Below are 15,196 nucleotides of genomic sequence, written 5' to 3' on the forward strand. Positions count from 1 at the left end.
TGGGGGTGGGACGCTCAGGCGACCTCGACGTCGCTCCCGTCGTCGGATTCCTCGCCTTCACCGTCTTCATCGTCCGATCCCTCGACCCCATCGTCCAGTAGCTCGGGAGCGGTCACGGCTGGATGGAGCCGGAGACGTCCGGTCCGCCGGCGGACCCACCACGCGATCGCCACACAGCCGAGGATGACGCCGCCCAGTCCGAGGACGCCACCTTCGGGCCCGAACTGGCCGCCGGTGAGGACCGACGGTCCGACGACCTGTGTCTCGACCACGGTGACCGGCAGGGAGACGCCGGAGACGCCGAAGCCGAACACCGCGCCCTGCGTGAGGTTCCACGTCACGTGGACGCCGATCGGGATCGCGAGCTCCCCGGTGAGGAGGTAGCCGAGCGCGAGAAACACCCCCGCCAGGCCGATGATCGTCGTCGACAGCGCGGTCGCGTTCGGGTTCGTGGCGTGGAGGACGCCGAAGACGCCCGCCGACAGGACCGTCGCCAGTGCGGCTGCCAGCCGGTCGCCGACGACCCGGAATCCCTCCGCGAGGTTCGTGAGCAGCCAGCCGCGGACCAGCAGCTCCTCGTAGACGCCAACCGCCAGGAAGAACGCGATCACCCCCGCGAGCCCGAGCAGGAACGACTCGCCCGACCGCGAGACGAGCGTTCCGCGGGGGACGTACCAGCCCGCGGCCCAGCCGGCGAGGAAGATCCCGGCCTGCAGGACTGCCCCGAGGGCGAGTCCGAACCCGCAGTCGATCCACCACTCCCGGTCGATTCGGAGCCCGTAATCGGTGAGCGGGCGCCGGTCGACCACCCGGGCGGCCACGACGCAGCCGAGGACCGTCACGGCCAGGCTCGCCGCCCCGACGCCGACGAGCGCGGCGGATCCGCCGGGCACCGGCAGCGGGAGGATGCCGGCCGCGAGACTGACGCCGATCGCGACCACGAGGAACACTGCGACCGCGAGGGTGAGTCGGACCGGCATACGCGGTCGTGCCTCCGCATCGTTCCAGAGGGCTCGCCGGACCGGATCGGGAACCATTCGGCTGACTCGGGTTCGGGGCGGCATTCATCGTTCGATGACGCGGCAACGGGTAAAAATGTCGGCGTGGTAGCCACCTCGACGTCGATCACGTCGGCCGGGTTCGAACGAACCGGTTGCGTCAGCCGGATTCGAGCGCTCCGGTCACGTCGGCCGGCTCGCCCAGATGATCGAGGCGACGAGGACGATCAGGGTCACGAGGGCGGTCACCGTGAAGTGGACGATCGTGATGATCGCGGTGCGTCGCCGTGTCCCGCCGTAGGCCCACCGGATCGCGGCGGCATCGAGGGCGATCGCGACGGGGAGGGTGACCGCGGCGGGGAGCGTCATCGTCCCGCCGACGACGCTTACCATCGCGGGCCACGGCCCAACGAGGAGGGCGCGTTTCGGGTCGGCGTCGCCGACGACGTACCGAGCTGCGACGTGAACGGTCACCGCGAGTCCCATCGTGAATAGCAGGAGGGTTCCGAGAACGGCGATCGGACCGGTTCCGGTCTGCAGCGGAAGCGGGAGCAGTGTCATCACGAGTCAGCCGAACAGTCCGAGTTCCTCGAGCCGGTCGACGATGACGTCGACGGCACGTTCGGCGTCGGCAGGCTCCTTGCCGCCGGTGATCACGAGCTTGCCGGAGCCGAACAGCAGCGCGACGACGTCGGGATCATCCAGCCGGTAGACGAGTCCGGGGAACTGTTCGGGTTCGTACTCGATGTGTTCCAACCCGAGACCGATCGCGATCGCGTTCAGATTGAGGTCGTCGCCGAGATCCGCGGAGGTGACGATGTTTTGAACCGTGATCTCGGGATCATCCTCGACCGGGATTTCGAGCGCGCGCAGCTCGTCGAAGACGATGTGAAGGCTCTCGTGGACCGCGTCCGTCGACTTCGCGCCGGTACAGACGATCTTGCCCGACCGGAAGATGAGCGCGGCCGATTTCGGCGACTGGGTGCGGTAAACGAGCCCGGGGAACTGTTCGGGGTCGTAGTCCGCGCCCTCAAGGTCCATCGCGACGCTCTCGAGGTCGAGCTCTTGGCCGATCCCCGTCGAGGCGACGACGTTCTCGATCGTTATCGTGTCCTTCGGATCGGTCATCAACGGACGGATCGACGGCTGGATGCTTTAAAAAGATGGTCGTTGGATCTCGGCGATCGATGGGTCTCTGCTGCCGCCATCGTTCGGCCGATCATGTGGATGTGAATCCGCCGATCGTCCACAATCCGTGGAAACGTTCTTATGTATGTGTGGTGTTAGCACAACCAGCGATGCCAGACACGAAATCCGGACGCGAAAAGAAGGGGAAGAACAAGCGTCGCCAGCTCGAGAATCGTCTCGCCGAGCAGGAACTTACCGCCGAGGAGGAGCCACCGGACCCGGAGGAGGAATCGATCGATTCCGAGCTCCTCGTCGAGGACGAGGCGGAGTAGGCCGTTCACCGATCGTCGTTCGACCGTCTTCCGATCGTTATCCGACCGTCGTCGATCGTCGTTCGACCGTCTTCCGATCGTTATCCGACCGTCGTCGATCGTCGTTCGACCGTCTTCCGATCGTTATCCGACCGCCGGCCGCTGCCGCGGGAGGGACGCTTGCCGCAGGTCCACCTCCATCGCGTCGACGACGTTCTTCTTCTTTCGGCGCCGTCCTCGACGGCGATTCCTCGCTTCGTGGGGTGACCGCCCCGTGCGACGAGTTACCACATTTAAACGAGTGATATCGTCCCCGTTCGGTGTCCCATCCGGATCGATCTCGATCGTGGAGACGATCGGAACGGCGTGTCGCCATCCGGCGGTTTTTGCTCTCCTCGGTTGATACCCGTCGGACGAGAGTCGAGCCGGTGACGACACCTTTATATAGAATCACAATCAATCACTCGCTGTCTATGAGTCAGCGAATGCAGCAAGGCCAGCCGATGATCATTATGGGCGAGGACGCCCAGCGCGTCAAGGACAAGGACGCGCAGGAGTACAACATTTCGGCGGCGCGCGCGGTCGCCGAGGCGGTCCGATCGACGCTCGGACCGAAAGGGATGGACAAGATGCTCGTCGACTCGATGGGCGACGTCACCATCACGAATGACGGCGTCACCATCCTCACCGAGATGGACATCGACAACCCGACGGCCGAGATGGTCGTCGAGGTCGCCGAGACACAGGAGGACGAGGCCGGCGACGGCACGACGACGGCCGTCGCGATCGCGGGCGAGCTCCTCAAGAACGCCGAGGACCTCCTCGAGCAGGACATTCACCCGACGGCGGTCATCAAGGGCTTCAACATCGCCAGCGAGTACGCCCGCCAGCAGGTCGACGAGATCGCCGAGCCGGTCGACCCCGACGACACCGACCTCATCAAATCGGTCGCCGAGACCTCGATGACCGGCAAGGGCGCCGAACTCGAGAAGGAGGTCCTCGCGGACCTCGTCGTCCGCGCGGTCCAGGCCATCACCGTCGAGGCCGACGACGGCTCCCACGTGGTCGATCTGCAGAACCTCAAGATCGAGACCCAGACCGGTAGCCCGGCCAGCGAGTCCGAGCTCCTCTCGGGTGCGGTCATCGACAAGGACCCCGTCCAGGACGGAATGCCGACGGACTTCGAGTCCGCGAACGTCCTCCTGATCGACGACCCGATCGAGGTCGAGGACGCCGACGTCGACACGTCCGTCTCCATCGAGAGCCCGGACCAGCTCCAGCAGTTCCTCGACCAGGAGGAGACGCAGCTGCGCGAGAAGGTTGACCGGATCGCGGAGTCCGGCGCCGACGTCGTTTTCTGCCAGAAGGGCATCGACGACATGGCCCAACACTACCTCGCGAAGGAGGGCATCCTCGCCGTCCGTCGCGTGAAGAAGTCCGACCTCGCGTTCCTGAAGAACGTGCTCGGCGCGCCGATCGTCACCGACATCGACGACCTGTCGGCCGACGATCTCGCGACCGGCACCATCTCCCGCGATGCGGCTGACGGCCTCTTCTACGTCGAGGGCGCGGACTCCCACGGCGTCACGCTCCTGCTGCGCGGTTCGACCGAGCACGTCGTCGACGAGCTCGAACGCGGCATCAACGACGCGATCGACGTCGTCTCGACCACGGTTTCCGACGGCCGCACCATCGCGGGCGGCGGCGCCATCGAGGTCGAACTCGCCAGCCGGCTCCGTGACCACGCCGACTCCATCGAGGGTCGCGAGCAGTTGGCCGTCGAAGCGTTCGCGGACGCGCTCGAGATCGTCCCCCGGACGCTTGCGGCCAACGCCGGACTCGACGCGATCGACCTGCTCGTCGACCTCCGCGCGGCCCACGAGGCGGGCGACTCCCGCGCCGGGCTCGACGCCTTCTCCGGCGACGTCGTCGACACCTTCGACGCCGGCGTCGTCGAGACGGCTCACGCCAAAGAGCAGGCGCTCTCCTCGGCCACCGAGGCCGCCAACCTCGTCCTCAAGATCGACGACATCATCTCCGCGGGCGATCTGTCAACCGCCGGCGGCGATGACGAGGGCGGCGCGCCCGGCGGCGCCGGCGGTATGGGCGGCATGGGCGGCGGCATGGGCGGCATGATGTAACCGCGTCCGGAGCACACGCCACCATCCCCCACCGACGGTCAGTCCAGCGCGATTCATCAGTTCGGGTCGAACGCGATCCGTGACCCACTCGACCACGACACGGTCGACGCCGATCCGACCCTCTCGTTTTTCCGAGCGATTCCGGTGTGTCTGACGTAAGAACTAATGTTCTCTCGGCGGCAGTAGGGTGTATGGGAATCATGAGTAAGATCCTCGGCGGCGGGGGCAACCGGTCGGTCGAGGACTACGTCGAACTCGATCTCGATGACTTCGCCGAGGCACGAGGCGAGGCGCGGACACAGGTACACATCGCTGAGATCGCCGATCAGGGCGACGTCATCCCGATCAAGGACGCGGTCTACGACGGCGATCTCGTCATCGCCGACATCACGCGCCACTCGACGTCCGACCGAACCGTCGAACACATCGTCGACGAGCTCCGACAGGTCGCCCAGGAGGTCGACGGCGACATCGTTCAGAAGGGCGACGACCAGCTCATCCTCGCGCCGACCGGCGTCACGATCTCTCGCGAGAAACTGGAGTAGGCGTCCGGCGAACCGCACGATATTTCCCCGTCACCCGCCCACACTCATCCGAATGGCACAGCCAGTCCTGTTGACGGGCGCGGGAGGACGGGTCGGACAGGCCATCCTCCGGGGGATCGGCGACGAGCACGACTGGCGACTGCTCGACCGGGAACCGCTCGCCGCCGACCGGATACCCGACCGCGTCGCCGACGCCGACCTGTACGTCGCCGACGTCACCGATATGGACGCGCTCCGGGACGCGATGGAGGACGTCGAGGCGGTGGTCCATCTCGCCGGTGACCCCCGGACTGACGCCTCCTGGGAGAGCGTGCTCCGGAACAACATCGACGGGACCCAGACGGTCTTCGAGGCCGCCGTCGACGCCGGCGTCGATCGGATCGCCTACGCCTCCTCGAACCACGCCGTCGGTCACTACGAGACCGACGAGCGCACGCCCGGGATGTACCGAACCGACGACGACTACCGGCTGGATGGGACGGAGTTCCCCCGCCCCTCGAACCTCTACGGCGTCTCGAAGGCGACCGGCGAGCTGCTCGGTCGGTATTACCACGACGAGTACGGGATCGACGTCGTCTGCGTCCGGATCGGGAACCTGACCCGGAGCCACCCGCCCCGCGAGTACGAGCGCGGCCAGGCGATGTGGCTCTCCCACCGCGACTGTGCGCACCTGTTCGATCGCTGTCTCCGCGCCGACTACGACTTCGAGATCGTCTACGGGATCTCCGACAACGACCGCAAGTACTACTCGATCGATCGCGCCCGCGAGGTCCTCGGGTACAATCCACGGGACAACTCGGCACAGTACACCTTCGAGGGCGATCCGCGGGACGACGTGTAAACTACCCTCCCCTACTCCCTCGGGCGTAATCGACCTTGTAGGTCTGTCCGAACGCTTCGACGGAGTATTCGAGTTGGGTGTTTTGGGGAATCTGCCAGTCGAGAAGTTCCAAGAAATCACGGAGGACGGCGGCTTTCGTGTTGGCTTCGTCCATCTGTGGGGAAGAGTCGAGAACGGCGTCAGATCGTTTGACGTACTTCCTCACTGCGCCCGTATTCATCCTGTTCCGTCACGTCACGGCGACGGCTTATCAAACCCCACGAACGAACGCCGAGAGGAAGAAGTCACTTGTGGTACTACGCTCACATCTTCAGCGGAAGCAATACAAGCCGAAGGACGGCGTCTAAGTCGGCCGGGACTACTGGTCGGAAGTCCTCCCACCGGGCGACCGAGGCGCGGTTGGCGCCTCGATCCGTCACTCCTCCGCGTTGGCCTCGTGCACGTGGCCGCACTCGGGACACCGGATTTCCTCGCCGCGGATCCGCTGGCTCGACTCACGAACCTCGCGCATCACGCTGGAGATTCGCTCCTCCGCCTCCAGCTCGTCCTCGACGGCGAGATCGACGCCCTCGACCTCCATCAGGAACTTGGCGATTTCGGTCACCTCGTACATCATCTCGTCGAGGTCCTCGGCGGTGAAGAAGCCACACATCGCTCCGTAGAGGAACGTCGCGCCCGCCTTCGTCACCTTCCCCTCGAAGGAGTGGCGCGCCTGGTTGACCGCCTGCGGCGTGTAGGTGTCGGTCATGAAGGGGACCAGTTCCGGGAGGTTCTCACCGATCTTCGTCATCTCGACGCCCGTCTCGGTCCGGAAGTCGGCGCACAGCCGCGCGATCGCCCACTCGCGGGCGGTGATGTAGGTCCGGTCGCGGAGGAACTCGTTGACTCGCTCGTACTGTGCGCCGTCCATCTTCGTGAACCGCTCGTACTTTTGAACGTCCTCGGGGACGTCGGCCTCGGCCGGTTCCGATTCTCCCGCTTCGGTCGAGACCGGGTCACTGGTCGCGTTCGCTTCGGCGGCGTCGCCGTCGACCGCCTCGGTCCCGGATCCCTCGGTCGTCCCGGCTTCGCGTTCGTCGATCGACGCAGCGCCGTCAACCGATTCCGACGCCGGATCCTGATCCTCGCTCATACCGTGGGTAACCCGACCGGCGGCCAAAAGCGTTCCCCGTCGATCGTCAGGTCCCTGGTCGAAAGCGGCGTCAACGGGACCGATCCCGCGACCCTCACTCCGCGACCGATGTGGGTCGGGACTCGGTTCGGAGCGTCCGCAGCGTCGTCACGACGATCGCGCCGGCGACGGCCACGGCGGCGCCCAGCACCAACACCAGTCCGACCGTTTCGAGGAGGGCGATCCCCAGTAACCCGCCGAGTTCGCCGATCGCGACCGCGACCGAGCCGGCAAGGAGCATTCCGCCGAAGTACACCGTGATGCCCTCGGAATCGACGACCGCGGTCGCCGCCGAACCGATCCGGGCGCCGAGCGCGCTGCCGAACAGCAGCGGCACGACGATCCCGAGATCGACCCCGCCGCTTTGTCCGTAGAGGTAGCTGCCGATCCCGCCCGAGAAGACGATCTCGAAGAGGTCGGTGCCGACCGCGACCGGCACGGGCGCGCCGATCGCGTAGATCATCGCGGGCATCCGGATGAACCCGCCGCCGACGCCGAGCAGCCCCGAGAGGAGCCCGGTCGCGAAGGCGACGGCCGTGATCACCCACACGGAGACGCGAACGTCGCCGCGGAGAGTGACCATCGGCGGGATCCGGACCGTCTCCTGGATCCGTTTCGCGATCGCCGGCGGGGTGTGGTTCGAGAGGTCGGCGTCCTCGTCGGATCCGCCGTGACCGTGGCCGCCCGCCCCCGAGCTCTCGTCGGCGTCTCCGTCGGCCTCCTCGTCAGCGTCCCCGTCGTCGGAGAGTGCATCCCGGGTGACCATCGCGCCGATCCCACCGAGCAGCAGGACGTAGATGACGTTGATAACGCCGCCGGCAAGGCCGATGTCCTGGAGGTAGAAGACCGTCATCCGGCCGACCTCGATGCCGATCGTCGTGCCGACGATCATCAACCCGCCCAGCTTGTAGTCGACCTGCCCGAGGTCGTGGTGTTTCAGGGTGGCGATCACCGCGGTTCCGAAGACGAAGGCCATTCCGCTGCCGACCGCCACGCTGGGCTGGTAGCCGAACAGCAACAGCGCGGGCGTCACGAGGAAGGACCCGCCCATTCCGAAGAAGCCGAAGAGGATCCCGACGACGAGTCCGAACCCGACGAACAGCGCCGCCATCTCCGGGCCCGTCCCGAACACGGAGAACCCGTCGACGCCGCCGACGCCGCCGAAGCCACTACCAATGAGGCCGACGCTCCCGAGGAGATCGACGAGGCCCCCACCGATCGAACGTCCGACGCCCGTCGCCGGGATCTCACTCGCTGCCAACGCCGTCACCCCCAACCAACGCGTTCAGGATCGCCGGTCCCACGAGTCGTTCGAGCCCTGCGTACCCGACGTACAACACGATCGCTTCGAGCAGCACCGTCCCGATCAATCGTGCCGCCACCGGGTCCCAGCTCGGAACCGTCAGTCCCGCCATCGTCGTCGATCCTCCGTTCGTCGATTCGACCGTCGGCCGGTCGTTCGAAATTTGCACATTTCTGCTCACTCGATCGTACCGCTTACGGGGATATAACGGTTGTGGGTCTATAGTACAATACTATATCTCCGTAACTCCTCCCCCACCATCGATAACTTATGCATACGTTATGGTCCCGATCGGCACGGGATAATGGCTGCGTGGTCATAGTCAACGGATCACCTTCGACGGATCACCTTTGATGGAGCACCTTGTCGGCTGGCGTCTGCTTTCAGGCGGACGGCGGCGATCGGTCACGGGAACGACGACTGGGCGAACGCGATGCAACCGATCGGCGAGAAGGGAACGGAAACGGCGGGAGCCGAGTCGACCTCGGCGGGCGTCCGGTGGCGATCGGGTTCGGCTCGGGTTAGGCGGTGTGGCGGTCGATCAGCGCCCGGAGCTGGTCTTCGGGCTGGGCGCCAACGACCTCCTCGACCTGCTCGCCGTCGGCGAACAGGACGAGCGTCGGGACGCCGCGAACGCCGTAGGCGCTCGCGAGCGCCTGGTTCTCGTCGACGTCGACCTTCGCGACCGTGGCGTCGGTTTCGGCCGCAAGCGTCTTGACGACCGGTTCGAGCATCTTGCAGGGGCCACACCACTCGGCGTGAAAGTCGACCAGGACGACGCCGCCGTCGGCCACGATCCCGTCGAGCGCTTCCTGCCCGTTTACGTGGACCGGCTCGTCGCGGTTCATCCCGTTCGCATCGACCGATGAATTGGTTGCCATCATCGTTCGTTAGGCGTCGACGGTAGTTAAGAGTTTTGGGTGTATGGCACAATATAAGTGCGTCAGATATGTGGCGCCCGATACCGTAGCTACCGCCGCTCGTTGATCCGAACGTCACCGATTCGGTCGATCGACGCCGACACGATCCGAGACGATTCGGGGGCGATGCACGACGAGTCTGTGTGATGTGAGGGTTCGTACGTGGGACTCCGGAGCGCGCTGAGAACTCACTGCTGCACCGTGGTGAGTCGGCGAATCGGTGAACCCGGGTCGAGGTAGCCTTGCACGATCTACACAAGCCTTTTAAGCACTCGACGACAACACTCGAGTAACGATGCCAGACTCGATGTCGGAACAACTCCAGCAGGATATGGAGTGTGAGGGCCTGCTCGAGTGTTTCCACGGCCTCAAACAGCTCGATAGGGACTGCTTTCAGGCGCTCGTGCGCGCCGAGGAGCCCCTGACGGTCGACGAGATCGCCGAGGTCGTCGATCGGGAACGATCGACCGCCTACCGCGCCGTCCAGCGGCTCCTCCAGACGGGATTCATCCGGAAGGACCAGGTCAACTACGACCAGGGCGGTTACTATCACGTCTACTCGCCGACCGATCCCTCGAAGATCGCCGACAATATGCAGCGGTTGCTCAACGACTGGTACGCCAAGATGGGGCAGCTCATCCAGGAGTTCGAGACCAAGTACGAATCGACCGACGCGACCGTCCCCGCCGAGAGCTAGGTGATACGGTGGCGTGGGTGCAGTCGATCGGGTGGCCGTCCCCGATCACGTCCCGTTGGATACATCTATATATAAATATTGTAAAATGCTCACAAGATTAATGTGTCCTCCGGCCACACTCGCACGTGATGAATGCGACGACGATTACGGAGACCCGCGTCGGATCGAGTGACGTCCCGTCGACGGCGGCACCGCCGATCGGGAGGACGACGCCCCGTATCCGGACGGTGTGGCGATGACCCCGCGTGAGCTTCGCGCCGACGTCCCGGCGCTTGCGGACGTCGACTACTTCAACTACGGGGCACACGGACCGAGCCCGCGATACGTCGTCGAGGCCGCCGACTCGTTCCTCGAGTCCTTCGAGTACGACGCGCCGGTCCGGGAGAACCCCTACCAGACCGCCGCGGAGGCGATCGACGACGTCCGGGAAACGGTCGCGTCCTTCGTCGGCGCGGCCCCCGAGGGGATCGCCCTTACCGAGAGCACGACCGCGGGGATCAACGCGATCGCGAACGCGATCGACTGGGAGCCTGGCGACGTGGTCGTCCGAACGGACCTCGAACATCCGGCCGGGATCCTCCCGTGGGACCGGCTCAAACGGGAGGGGATCGAGGTTCGCGTCGTCCCGACGAGCGGCGGCCGGATCGATCGCGACGCGTTCGCCGAGGCCGTCGCGGACGCGCGGCTCGTCTGTTTCTCGGCGCTCACCTGGACTCACGGCACCTGGCTCCCCGTCGCAGAGCTGGTTGACATCGCCCGCGAGGCCGGGACGTTCACCCTCGTCGACGCGGTACAGGTCCCCGGACAGGCCCCGATGGACGTCACCGACTGGGGCGCTGACGCCGTCGCGGCGGCCGGGCACAAGTGGCTGCTCGGCCTCTGGGGCGGCGGCTTCCTCCACGTCGACGGGGACGTCGTCGACGCTCTCCATCCCCGATCGCTGGGCTACCGCAGCGTCGAGACGCCGACTGCGGACCCCTACGAGCTCGCGGCCGGGGCCCGCCGTTTCGAGGTCGGGACCGCGAACCCGGCCCCACACGTCGCACTCGGGGAGGCGATCACGACGATCGAGTCGATCGGCGTCGACCGGATCCGGGACCGGATCCACGAACTCGCCGGGCGGCTTGCCGATGGCGTCCCCGAGGACCGTCTCCTGAGTCCGGCCGAGCCCGAATCCGGCCTCGTGACGATCGACGTCGATGACCCGGCCACGACGGTCGACCGGCTCGCGGACGAGGGGATCCGCCTCCGGGATCTCCCGTTCCCGGAAGCGGTCCGGGCCTCCGTGCACGCAGTCAACACCGAACGCGAGGTCGACCGATTGATCGACGCCCTCTCCGCGGAGTGGTGACCGATGGGTGCTCCCGACGCCGATGGCGCTCCCGTCTCCGATGGCGCTTCTGACTCTCACGCCGACGGCGACACCGATGGCGACCCCGGCACGGTTCGCGTCTGGCTCGTGGAGCGGACCTACTCGGACGACGAACAGAACATGGTCATCCTCGTGTATGCGACTCCCGACGGGACGCGATACTTCCGCAAGGAGCGCGCGCTGACGAGTTTCACCGACGTGCGCGACACGACCGCCGCGATCGAGGTCGAGCCCGGGAACCTCGGCGCCGTCGAGGACCCCGATCGTCGGGACCGGTATGCGACCGAAGCGTCCCGGATGTCCGCCGATCACGACCCGGACGACGTCGTGTGACGACCGGTGATCGACGATGGATGGTCGACGACCGACCGCCTAGATGATCGACAGCGGGAGCATCACGGCAACGCCGAGGAGCACTCCCGTCACGAGTTCGCGTTTCCCTCCGTTCGGCAGCGACTCGCCGATCGACAGCGCCTCCGGGATGAACTCGGAGAGGACCAGATAGATCATCGCGCCCGCCGCGAACCCGAACCCGTACGGGAGGAATTCGCGGGCGGTTCGAACGAACGCGAAGGCGATCACGGCGCCGATCGGCTGCGGGAGACTCGAGAAGACTGCCCACCAGACCATCCGTGGGTTTGAGACGCCCATCGCCCGCAGCGGGATCGCGATCGCGGTCCCTTCGGGAACGTTGTGGATGGAGATCGCGACGGTCATAAAGACCGCAAGCAGCGGGACCGTCAACCCGAGGATCTCGTATCCACCCTCAAGTCCGAGATCCGCAAAGGAGACGCCAACGGCGATCCCCTCCGGGAAGCTGTGGACGGTCAACACGCCGAGGATCAACACGAGCTTCGTGAAGTCGGCCTGTTCGTACTCGCGGGGATCGATCTCGACGTCGAGCAGCACCTCGTGGACCACCACGACGAGGGCGACGCCAGCGGCCATCCCGATCGCGATCTCGGTCGGGGTTCCCTCGGCGAGACCCTCCTCGATGAGGCCGAACAGCGACGCCGAGACCATAATCCCCGAGGCGAGCCCCCACAACACGACCGTCCATCGATCGCTGATCTCCTCGAAGACGAAGAACGGAAGCGCGCCCAGACCGGTCGCAAGCGCCGTCACCAGGCCGGCAAGAAATACGACGACGAGATTCTCTAGAAGTGCCATCGTTCCGTGGTTCGTGTACGTCGTTTAAAAGTTACGTCCCGAATGGGTCGGGCCGATCACACGAGCAGCTGGACGTCGGATTCGGCCATGTGCTGCAGGGCCGTCGCGGCGCCGACGCCGACGGTGACGCCGTCGTGGAAGTCGTCCTCGTCGTAGCCCATTAGGTCGATCGTCATCTGACACGCCTGGAGGTCGACACCCTGATCCAGCGAGAGCTCGATGAGCTCGTCGATCGTCGCGGTGCCGTTGTCGTCGATCTTGTTCTCCATCATTCGCGTCGCCAGCCGGTCCATTCCGGGGAGGGCTGCGAGAGCGTTCGGCATCGGCATATTCGGATTGCCGATCGCCGAGAGTTTCAGGTCGTCCGATTTCTCCTCGTGGAGGATGTCGAGCCCCCAGAACGTGTGGAACACGACGACGTCCCAGCCGAAGGCGGCCGCCGTGCTCGCGAGGATGAGCGGGGGATAGGCCATGTCGAAACTCCCCTGGGTCGCCACGATCGTCAGCTTGGTCGTGCCGTCGTTGGCGTCGGCCTCGAGGCTCGCCACCGTATCCTCGAGTTCCGCGATGCGGTCGCGAAGCTCGGCCTCGGTCGGCTGCTCGTCGACCGCCCCCGATGCGTTCGCTGCTTCGGCATCGTCGGTCGCCTCCGCTGATCCGTCTGCCGCCGACGGTTCGGTATCCGTGCTCATCACGCCGTCTTCCGCACGTAGTGTTTGTACACGTCGCCCTCCTCGACCTGCTTGAGGAGCTCGACCCCCTCGGTTCCGGCCGCCCAGCCGTCGAGGTCGCTCATACTGCCGGCGTCGGTGGCCAGTACCTCCAGGATATCGTCGACGTCGAGATCGTCGATCGCTCCCTTCGTCTTGATAACTGGCATCGGGCACGATGCGCCTTTCACGTCGAGCGTCTCCGTCACGTCGTTTACTGTGGTCATTGGATATGCACTCCGTTGTTGTATTGGAGCTACCACACAATACCGGATGGGGAATTATAAGGATGTCGATTCTTGTATCTTCTATACACAACTGTACTCCGGTTACGGCCGTCACTCGTATATTCGCATTTATAGATACGCGCGAGTGTGTGGAAGCGATCTCGACGGCCGGATCGCCTCTCCGGAAACCGATCATAGCCGATCGACGCCGCCAGCGGTCAGCCCGTGGCCGCTCGTCCCGTCACGGACCCTCTCGTCCTCGTTCGTCCCGCCGTCACTCGTCCCGTCATCAGCCATCTCGTCCCCGTTCGTCCGTTGCCGCTCGTCTCGTCACCGACTGTCCCGCCGCACTGGCCGGCCGGCACCGCGGCCGAACTATATTGTGTAATATATGAATTACTATACAAACTCTTATATGCCGCCAACCGGTATGGTGGAGTACACGCAATGAACCCGGAAGACTTCCCCACACCGGATGCGGACGTGGAGTCGATCGAACCAGAGACGCTGAAGGACCGGATCGACGCCGGCGAGGACGTCACGCTCCTCGATGCGCGGATGCAGTCGGAGTACGAGGAGTGGCACGTCGACGGCGAGACGGTCGAGTCGATCAACGTCCCGTACTTCGAGTTCCTCGAGGATGAGGTCGACGAGGACGTCCTCGATCGGATCCCGACCGACCGCCAGGTCTCGGTCATCTGTGCGAAGGGCGGCGCCAGCGAGTACGTCGCCGGAACGCTCGCCGAACTCGGCTACGACGTGAACCACGTCGCGGACGGAATGAACGGCTGGGCCCGGATCTACGAGGCCGTCGAGGTGACCGGCTACGACGGTGCCGGGACGCTGTTGCAGTATCAGCGACCCTCCTCGGGCTGTCTGGGATACCTCCTCGTCGACGGGGAAGAGGCGGCCGTGATCGACCCTCTGCGGGCGTTCACCGACCGCTACCTGGCCGATGTCCAGGAACGCGGGGCCGAGTTGGTCTACGCGCTCGACACTCACATCCACGCCGACCACATCTCCGGGGTTCGCGCGCTCGTCGACCGCGGGGTTGAGGGCGTGATCCCGGAGCCGGCCGTCGATCGTGGAGTCACCTACGCCGACGATCTGACCACCGCGGCCGACGGCGACGGCTTCGCGGTTGGCGGTGCCACGATCGAGGCCGTTCACACGCCGGGCCACACGACCGGGATGACTTCCTACCTCGTTGACGGTGGTCTCCTCGCCACCGGCGACGGGCTCTTCATCGAGAGCGTCGCCCGCCCCGACCTCGAGGAGGGCGACGAGGGCGCCCCGGACGCCGCCCGAATGCTCTACGAGTCGCTGCAGGAACGTGTGTTGACGCTGCCCGATGACACGCTCGTCGGCGGTGCACACTTCAGCGACGCGGCCGATCCGGCCGCCGACGGTACCTACACCGCTTCGATCGGCGATCTGAAGCGGCGGATGGACGCGCTCTCGATGGATGAGGGCGCGTTCGTCGAGCTGGTCCTCTCGGATATGCCGCCGCGTCCCGCCAACTACGAGTCGATCATCGCGACGAACCTCGGACAGGAGGTCGTCGACGACGAGGAGGCGTTCACTCTCGAACTCGGTCCCAACAACTGCGCAGCCAGCCAGGAGTCGCTGGCGGGTGACTAAGCACCGATGTCCATTGCGTCG

The 15,196-nt window shown here is 65.6% G+C and carries 19 protein-coding genes; 8 read left to right on the top strand and 11 right to left on the bottom strand.

What is annotated here, in order from left to right; translation table 11 throughout:
* Positions 1-14 precede the first annotated feature (14 nt).
* From BLW38_RS00450 to BLW38_RS00460, 3 genes are all read right to left on the bottom strand, one after another.
* Positions 15-1,064 carry a CPBP family intramembrane glutamic endopeptidase gene (locus BLW38_RS00450; RefSeq protein ID WP_245710015.1) on the bottom strand — a complete coding sequence of 350 codons (1,050 nt, stop codon included), beginning with the start codon at positions 1,062-1,064 and terminating at the stop codon, positions 15-17.
* Positions 1,065-1,181: 117 nt separating this feature from the next.
* Positions 1,182-1,559, bottom strand: coding sequence for a DUF7473 family protein (locus tag BLW38_RS00455; RefSeq protein WP_092812786.1), 378 nt, complete (start codon positions 1,557-1,559; stop codon positions 1,182-1,184).
* A gap of 6 nt (positions 1,560-1,565) precedes the next feature.
* Positions 1,566-2,126, bottom strand: a complete 561-nt coding sequence (locus BLW38_RS00460) for a TATA-box-binding protein (RefSeq protein ID WP_092812789.1) — start codon at positions 2,124-2,126, stop codon at positions 1,566-1,568.
* A gap of 170 nt (positions 2,127-2,296) precedes the next feature.
* Between BLW38_RS00460 and BLW38_RS16075 the strand changes: the two genes are divergently transcribed.
* The 4 genes from BLW38_RS16075 (at position 2,297) to azf (ending at position 5,964) form a co-directional block, all read left to right on the top strand.
* On the top strand, positions 2,297-2,458 hold the full coding sequence (locus tag BLW38_RS16075) for a hypothetical protein (protein ID WP_177167385.1): 162 nt from the start codon (positions 2,297-2,299) through the stop codon (positions 2,456-2,458).
* 464 nt (positions 2,459-2,922) lie between these two features.
* The gene (gene thsB, locus BLW38_RS00465) at positions 2,923-4,578 is read left to right on the top strand and encodes a thermosome subunit beta (protein ID WP_092812792.1); all 1,656 of its coding nucleotides are present in this window, start codon (positions 2,923-2,925) and stop codon (positions 4,576-4,578) included.
* Between the two features lie 191 nt (positions 4,579-4,769).
* Positions 4,770-5,123 carry a cell division protein SepF gene (locus BLW38_RS00470; protein ID WP_092812795.1) on the top strand — a complete coding sequence of 118 codons (354 nt, stop codon included), beginning with the start codon at positions 4,770-4,772 and terminating at the stop codon, positions 5,121-5,123.
* 52 nt (positions 5,124-5,175) lie between these two features.
* The gene (gene azf / locus BLW38_RS00475) at positions 5,176-5,964 is read left to right on the top strand and encodes an NAD-dependent glucose-6-phosphate dehydrogenase Azf (RefSeq protein ID WP_092812797.1); all 789 of its coding nucleotides are present in this window, start codon (positions 5,176-5,178) and stop codon (positions 5,962-5,964) included.
* A gap of 1 nt (position 5,965) precedes the next feature.
* Here the strand turns inward: azf and BLW38_RS00480 are convergent, their stop codons facing one another.
* From BLW38_RS00480 to trxA, 5 genes are all read right to left on the bottom strand, one after another.
* Complete coding sequence (locus tag BLW38_RS00480; protein WP_177167386.1) at positions 5,966-6,118, bottom strand: hypothetical protein; 153 nt, start codon at positions 6,116-6,118, stop codon at positions 5,966-5,968.
* Positions 6,119-6,379: 261 nt separating this feature from the next.
* Complete coding sequence (locus tag BLW38_RS00485) at positions 6,380-7,096, bottom strand: DUF5806 family protein (protein WP_092812800.1); 717 nt, start codon at positions 7,094-7,096, stop codon at positions 6,380-6,382.
* 94 nt (positions 7,097-7,190) lie between these two features.
* Positions 7,191-8,246, bottom strand: coding sequence for a sulfite exporter TauE/SafE family protein (locus BLW38_RS00490; protein WP_092815387.1), 1,056 nt, complete (start codon positions 8,244-8,246; stop codon positions 7,191-7,193).
* 136 nt (positions 8,247-8,382) lie between these two features.
* Positions 8,383-8,550, bottom strand: coding sequence for a DUF7512 family protein (locus tag BLW38_RS00495; protein WP_280535330.1), 168 nt, complete (start codon positions 8,548-8,550; stop codon positions 8,383-8,385).
* A 409-nt stretch (positions 8,551-8,959) separates the two neighbouring features.
* Positions 8,960-9,319, bottom strand: coding sequence for a thioredoxin (trxA, locus tag BLW38_RS00500; protein WP_092812806.1), 360 nt, complete (start codon positions 9,317-9,319; stop codon positions 8,960-8,962).
* Between the two features lie 334 nt (positions 9,320-9,653).
* On the opposite strand from trxA, the gene BLW38_RS00505 reads away from it, so the two are divergent.
* The 3 genes from BLW38_RS00505 to BLW38_RS00515 all read left to right on the top strand — a co-directional run bounded on the left by BLW38_RS00505 (position 9,654) and on the right by BLW38_RS00515 (position 11,760).
* Positions 9,654-10,055 (top strand): helix-turn-helix domain-containing protein, encoded by a 402-nt coding sequence (locus BLW38_RS00505; protein ID WP_092812809.1) that lies wholly within the window; start codon positions 9,654-9,656, stop codon positions 10,053-10,055.
* Between the two features lie 235 nt (positions 10,056-10,290).
* A complete protein-coding gene (locus BLW38_RS00510; protein WP_092812812.1) occupies positions 10,291-11,406 on the top strand; it encodes an aminotransferase class V-fold PLP-dependent enzyme in 1,116 nt (371 codons plus the stop codon).
* Positions 11,407-11,409: 3 nt separating this feature from the next.
* Entirely contained in the window at positions 11,410-11,760 is a 351-nt protein-coding gene (locus BLW38_RS00515) for a hypothetical protein (protein ID WP_245710016.1), read from the top strand.
* A gap of 39 nt (positions 11,761-11,799) precedes the next feature.
* On the opposite strand, the gene BLW38_RS00520 is transcribed toward BLW38_RS00515, so the two are convergent.
* Genes BLW38_RS00520 through BLW38_RS00530 form a run of 3 tightly spaced genes read right to left on the bottom strand, consistent with a single transcriptional unit; the run spans position 11,800 to position 13,534 of the window.
* A complete protein-coding gene (locus BLW38_RS00520) occupies positions 11,800-12,597 on the bottom strand; it encodes a ZIP family metal transporter (protein WP_092812815.1) in 798 nt (265 codons plus the stop codon).
* A gap of 56 nt (positions 12,598-12,653) precedes the next feature.
* Positions 12,654-13,289: a DsrE/DsrF/DrsH-like family protein gene (locus tag BLW38_RS00525; protein ID WP_092812818.1), complete on the bottom strand. Its 636-nt coding sequence runs from the start codon at positions 13,287-13,289 to the stop codon at positions 12,654-12,656.
* A complete protein-coding gene (locus BLW38_RS00530; RefSeq protein WP_092812821.1) occupies positions 13,289-13,534 on the bottom strand; it encodes a sulfurtransferase TusA family protein in 246 nt (81 codons plus the stop codon). Before BLW38_RS00530 ends, BLW38_RS00525 begins: the two co-directional genes overlap by 1 nt.
* 447 nt (positions 13,535-13,981) lie before the next feature.
* Between BLW38_RS00530 and BLW38_RS00535 the strand changes: the two genes are divergently transcribed.
* Positions 13,982-15,175 (top strand): MBL fold metallo-hydrolase, encoded by a 1,194-nt coding sequence (locus tag BLW38_RS00535; protein WP_092812824.1) that lies wholly within the window; start codon positions 13,982-13,984, stop codon positions 15,173-15,175.
* Positions 15,176-15,196: the final 21 nt, after the last annotated feature.

The sequence above is a fragment of the Halopenitus malekzadehii genome (assembly GCF_900108505.1).
In the GTDB taxonomy this organism is placed as follows: domain Archaea; phylum Halobacteriota; class Halobacteria; order Halobacteriales; family Haloferacaceae; genus Halopenitus; species Halopenitus malekzadehii.

Bases quoted from the DNA above. Each gene is read 5' to 3' on its own strand.
- BLW38_RS00505 (WP_092812809.1), top strand. From the start codon at position 9,654: ATGCCAGACTCGATGTCGGAACAACTCCAGCAGGATATGGAGTGTGAG.
- BLW38_RS00480 (WP_177167386.1), bottom strand. From the start codon at position 6,118: ATGGACGAAGCCAACACGAAAGCCGCCGTCCTCCGTGATTTCTTGGAA.
- BLW38_RS00520 (WP_092812815.1), bottom strand. From the start codon at position 12,597: ATGGCACTTCTAGAGAATCTCGTCGTCGTATTTCTTGCCGGCCTGGTG.
- BLW38_RS00485 (WP_092812800.1), bottom strand. From the start codon at position 7,096: ATGAGCGAGGATCAGGATCCGGCGTCGGAATCGGTTGACGGCGCTGCG.
- BLW38_RS00490 (WP_092815387.1), bottom strand. From the start codon at position 8,246: ATGGCGGCGCTGTTCGTCGGGTTCGGACTCGTCGTCGGGATCCTCTTC.
- BLW38_RS00510 (WP_092812812.1), top strand. From the start codon at position 10,291: ATGACCCCGCGTGAGCTTCGCGCCGACGTCCCGGCGCTTGCGGACGTC.
- BLW38_RS00535 (WP_092812824.1), top strand. From the start codon at position 13,982: ATGAACCCGGAAGACTTCCCCACACCGGATGCGGACGTGGAGTCGATC.
- BLW38_RS00515 (WP_245710016.1), top strand. From the start codon at position 11,410: ATGGGTGCTCCCGACGCCGATGGCGCTCCCGTCTCCGATGGCGCTTCT.
- BLW38_RS00495 (WP_280535330.1), bottom strand. From the start codon at position 8,550: ATGGCGGGACTGACGGTTCCGAGCTGGGACCCGGTGGCGGCACGATTG.
- trxA (WP_092812806.1), bottom strand. From the start codon at position 9,319: ATGGCAACCAATTCATCGGTCGATGCGAACGGGATGAACCGCGACGAG.
- BLW38_RS16075 (WP_177167385.1), top strand. From the start codon at position 2,297: ATGCCAGACACGAAATCCGGACGCGAAAAGAAGGGGAAGAACAAGCGT.
- azf (WP_092812797.1), top strand. From the start codon at position 5,176: ATGGCACAGCCAGTCCTGTTGACGGGCGCGGGAGGACGGGTCGGACAG.
- thsB (WP_092812792.1), top strand. From the start codon at position 2,923: ATGCAGCAAGGCCAGCCGATGATCATTATGGGCGAGGACGCCCAGCGC.
- BLW38_RS00450 (WP_245710015.1), bottom strand. From the start codon at position 1,064: ATGCCGCCCCGAACCCGAGTCAGCCGAATGGTTCCCGATCCGGTCCGG.
- BLW38_RS00530 (WP_092812821.1), bottom strand. From the start codon at position 13,534: ATGACCACAGTAAACGACGTGACGGAGACGCTCGACGTGAAAGGCGCA.
- BLW38_RS00460 (WP_092812789.1), bottom strand. From the start codon at position 2,126: ATGACCGATCCGAAGGACACGATAACGATCGAGAACGTCGTCGCCTCG.
- BLW38_RS00455 (WP_092812786.1), bottom strand. From the start codon at position 1,559: ATGACACTGCTCCCGCTTCCGCTGCAGACCGGAACCGGTCCGATCGCC.
- BLW38_RS00470 (WP_092812795.1), top strand. From the start codon at position 4,770: ATGGGAATCATGAGTAAGATCCTCGGCGGCGGGGGCAACCGGTCGGTC.
- BLW38_RS00525 (WP_092812818.1), bottom strand. From the start codon at position 13,289: ATGAGCACGGATACCGAACCGTCGGCGGCAGACGGATCAGCGGAGGCG.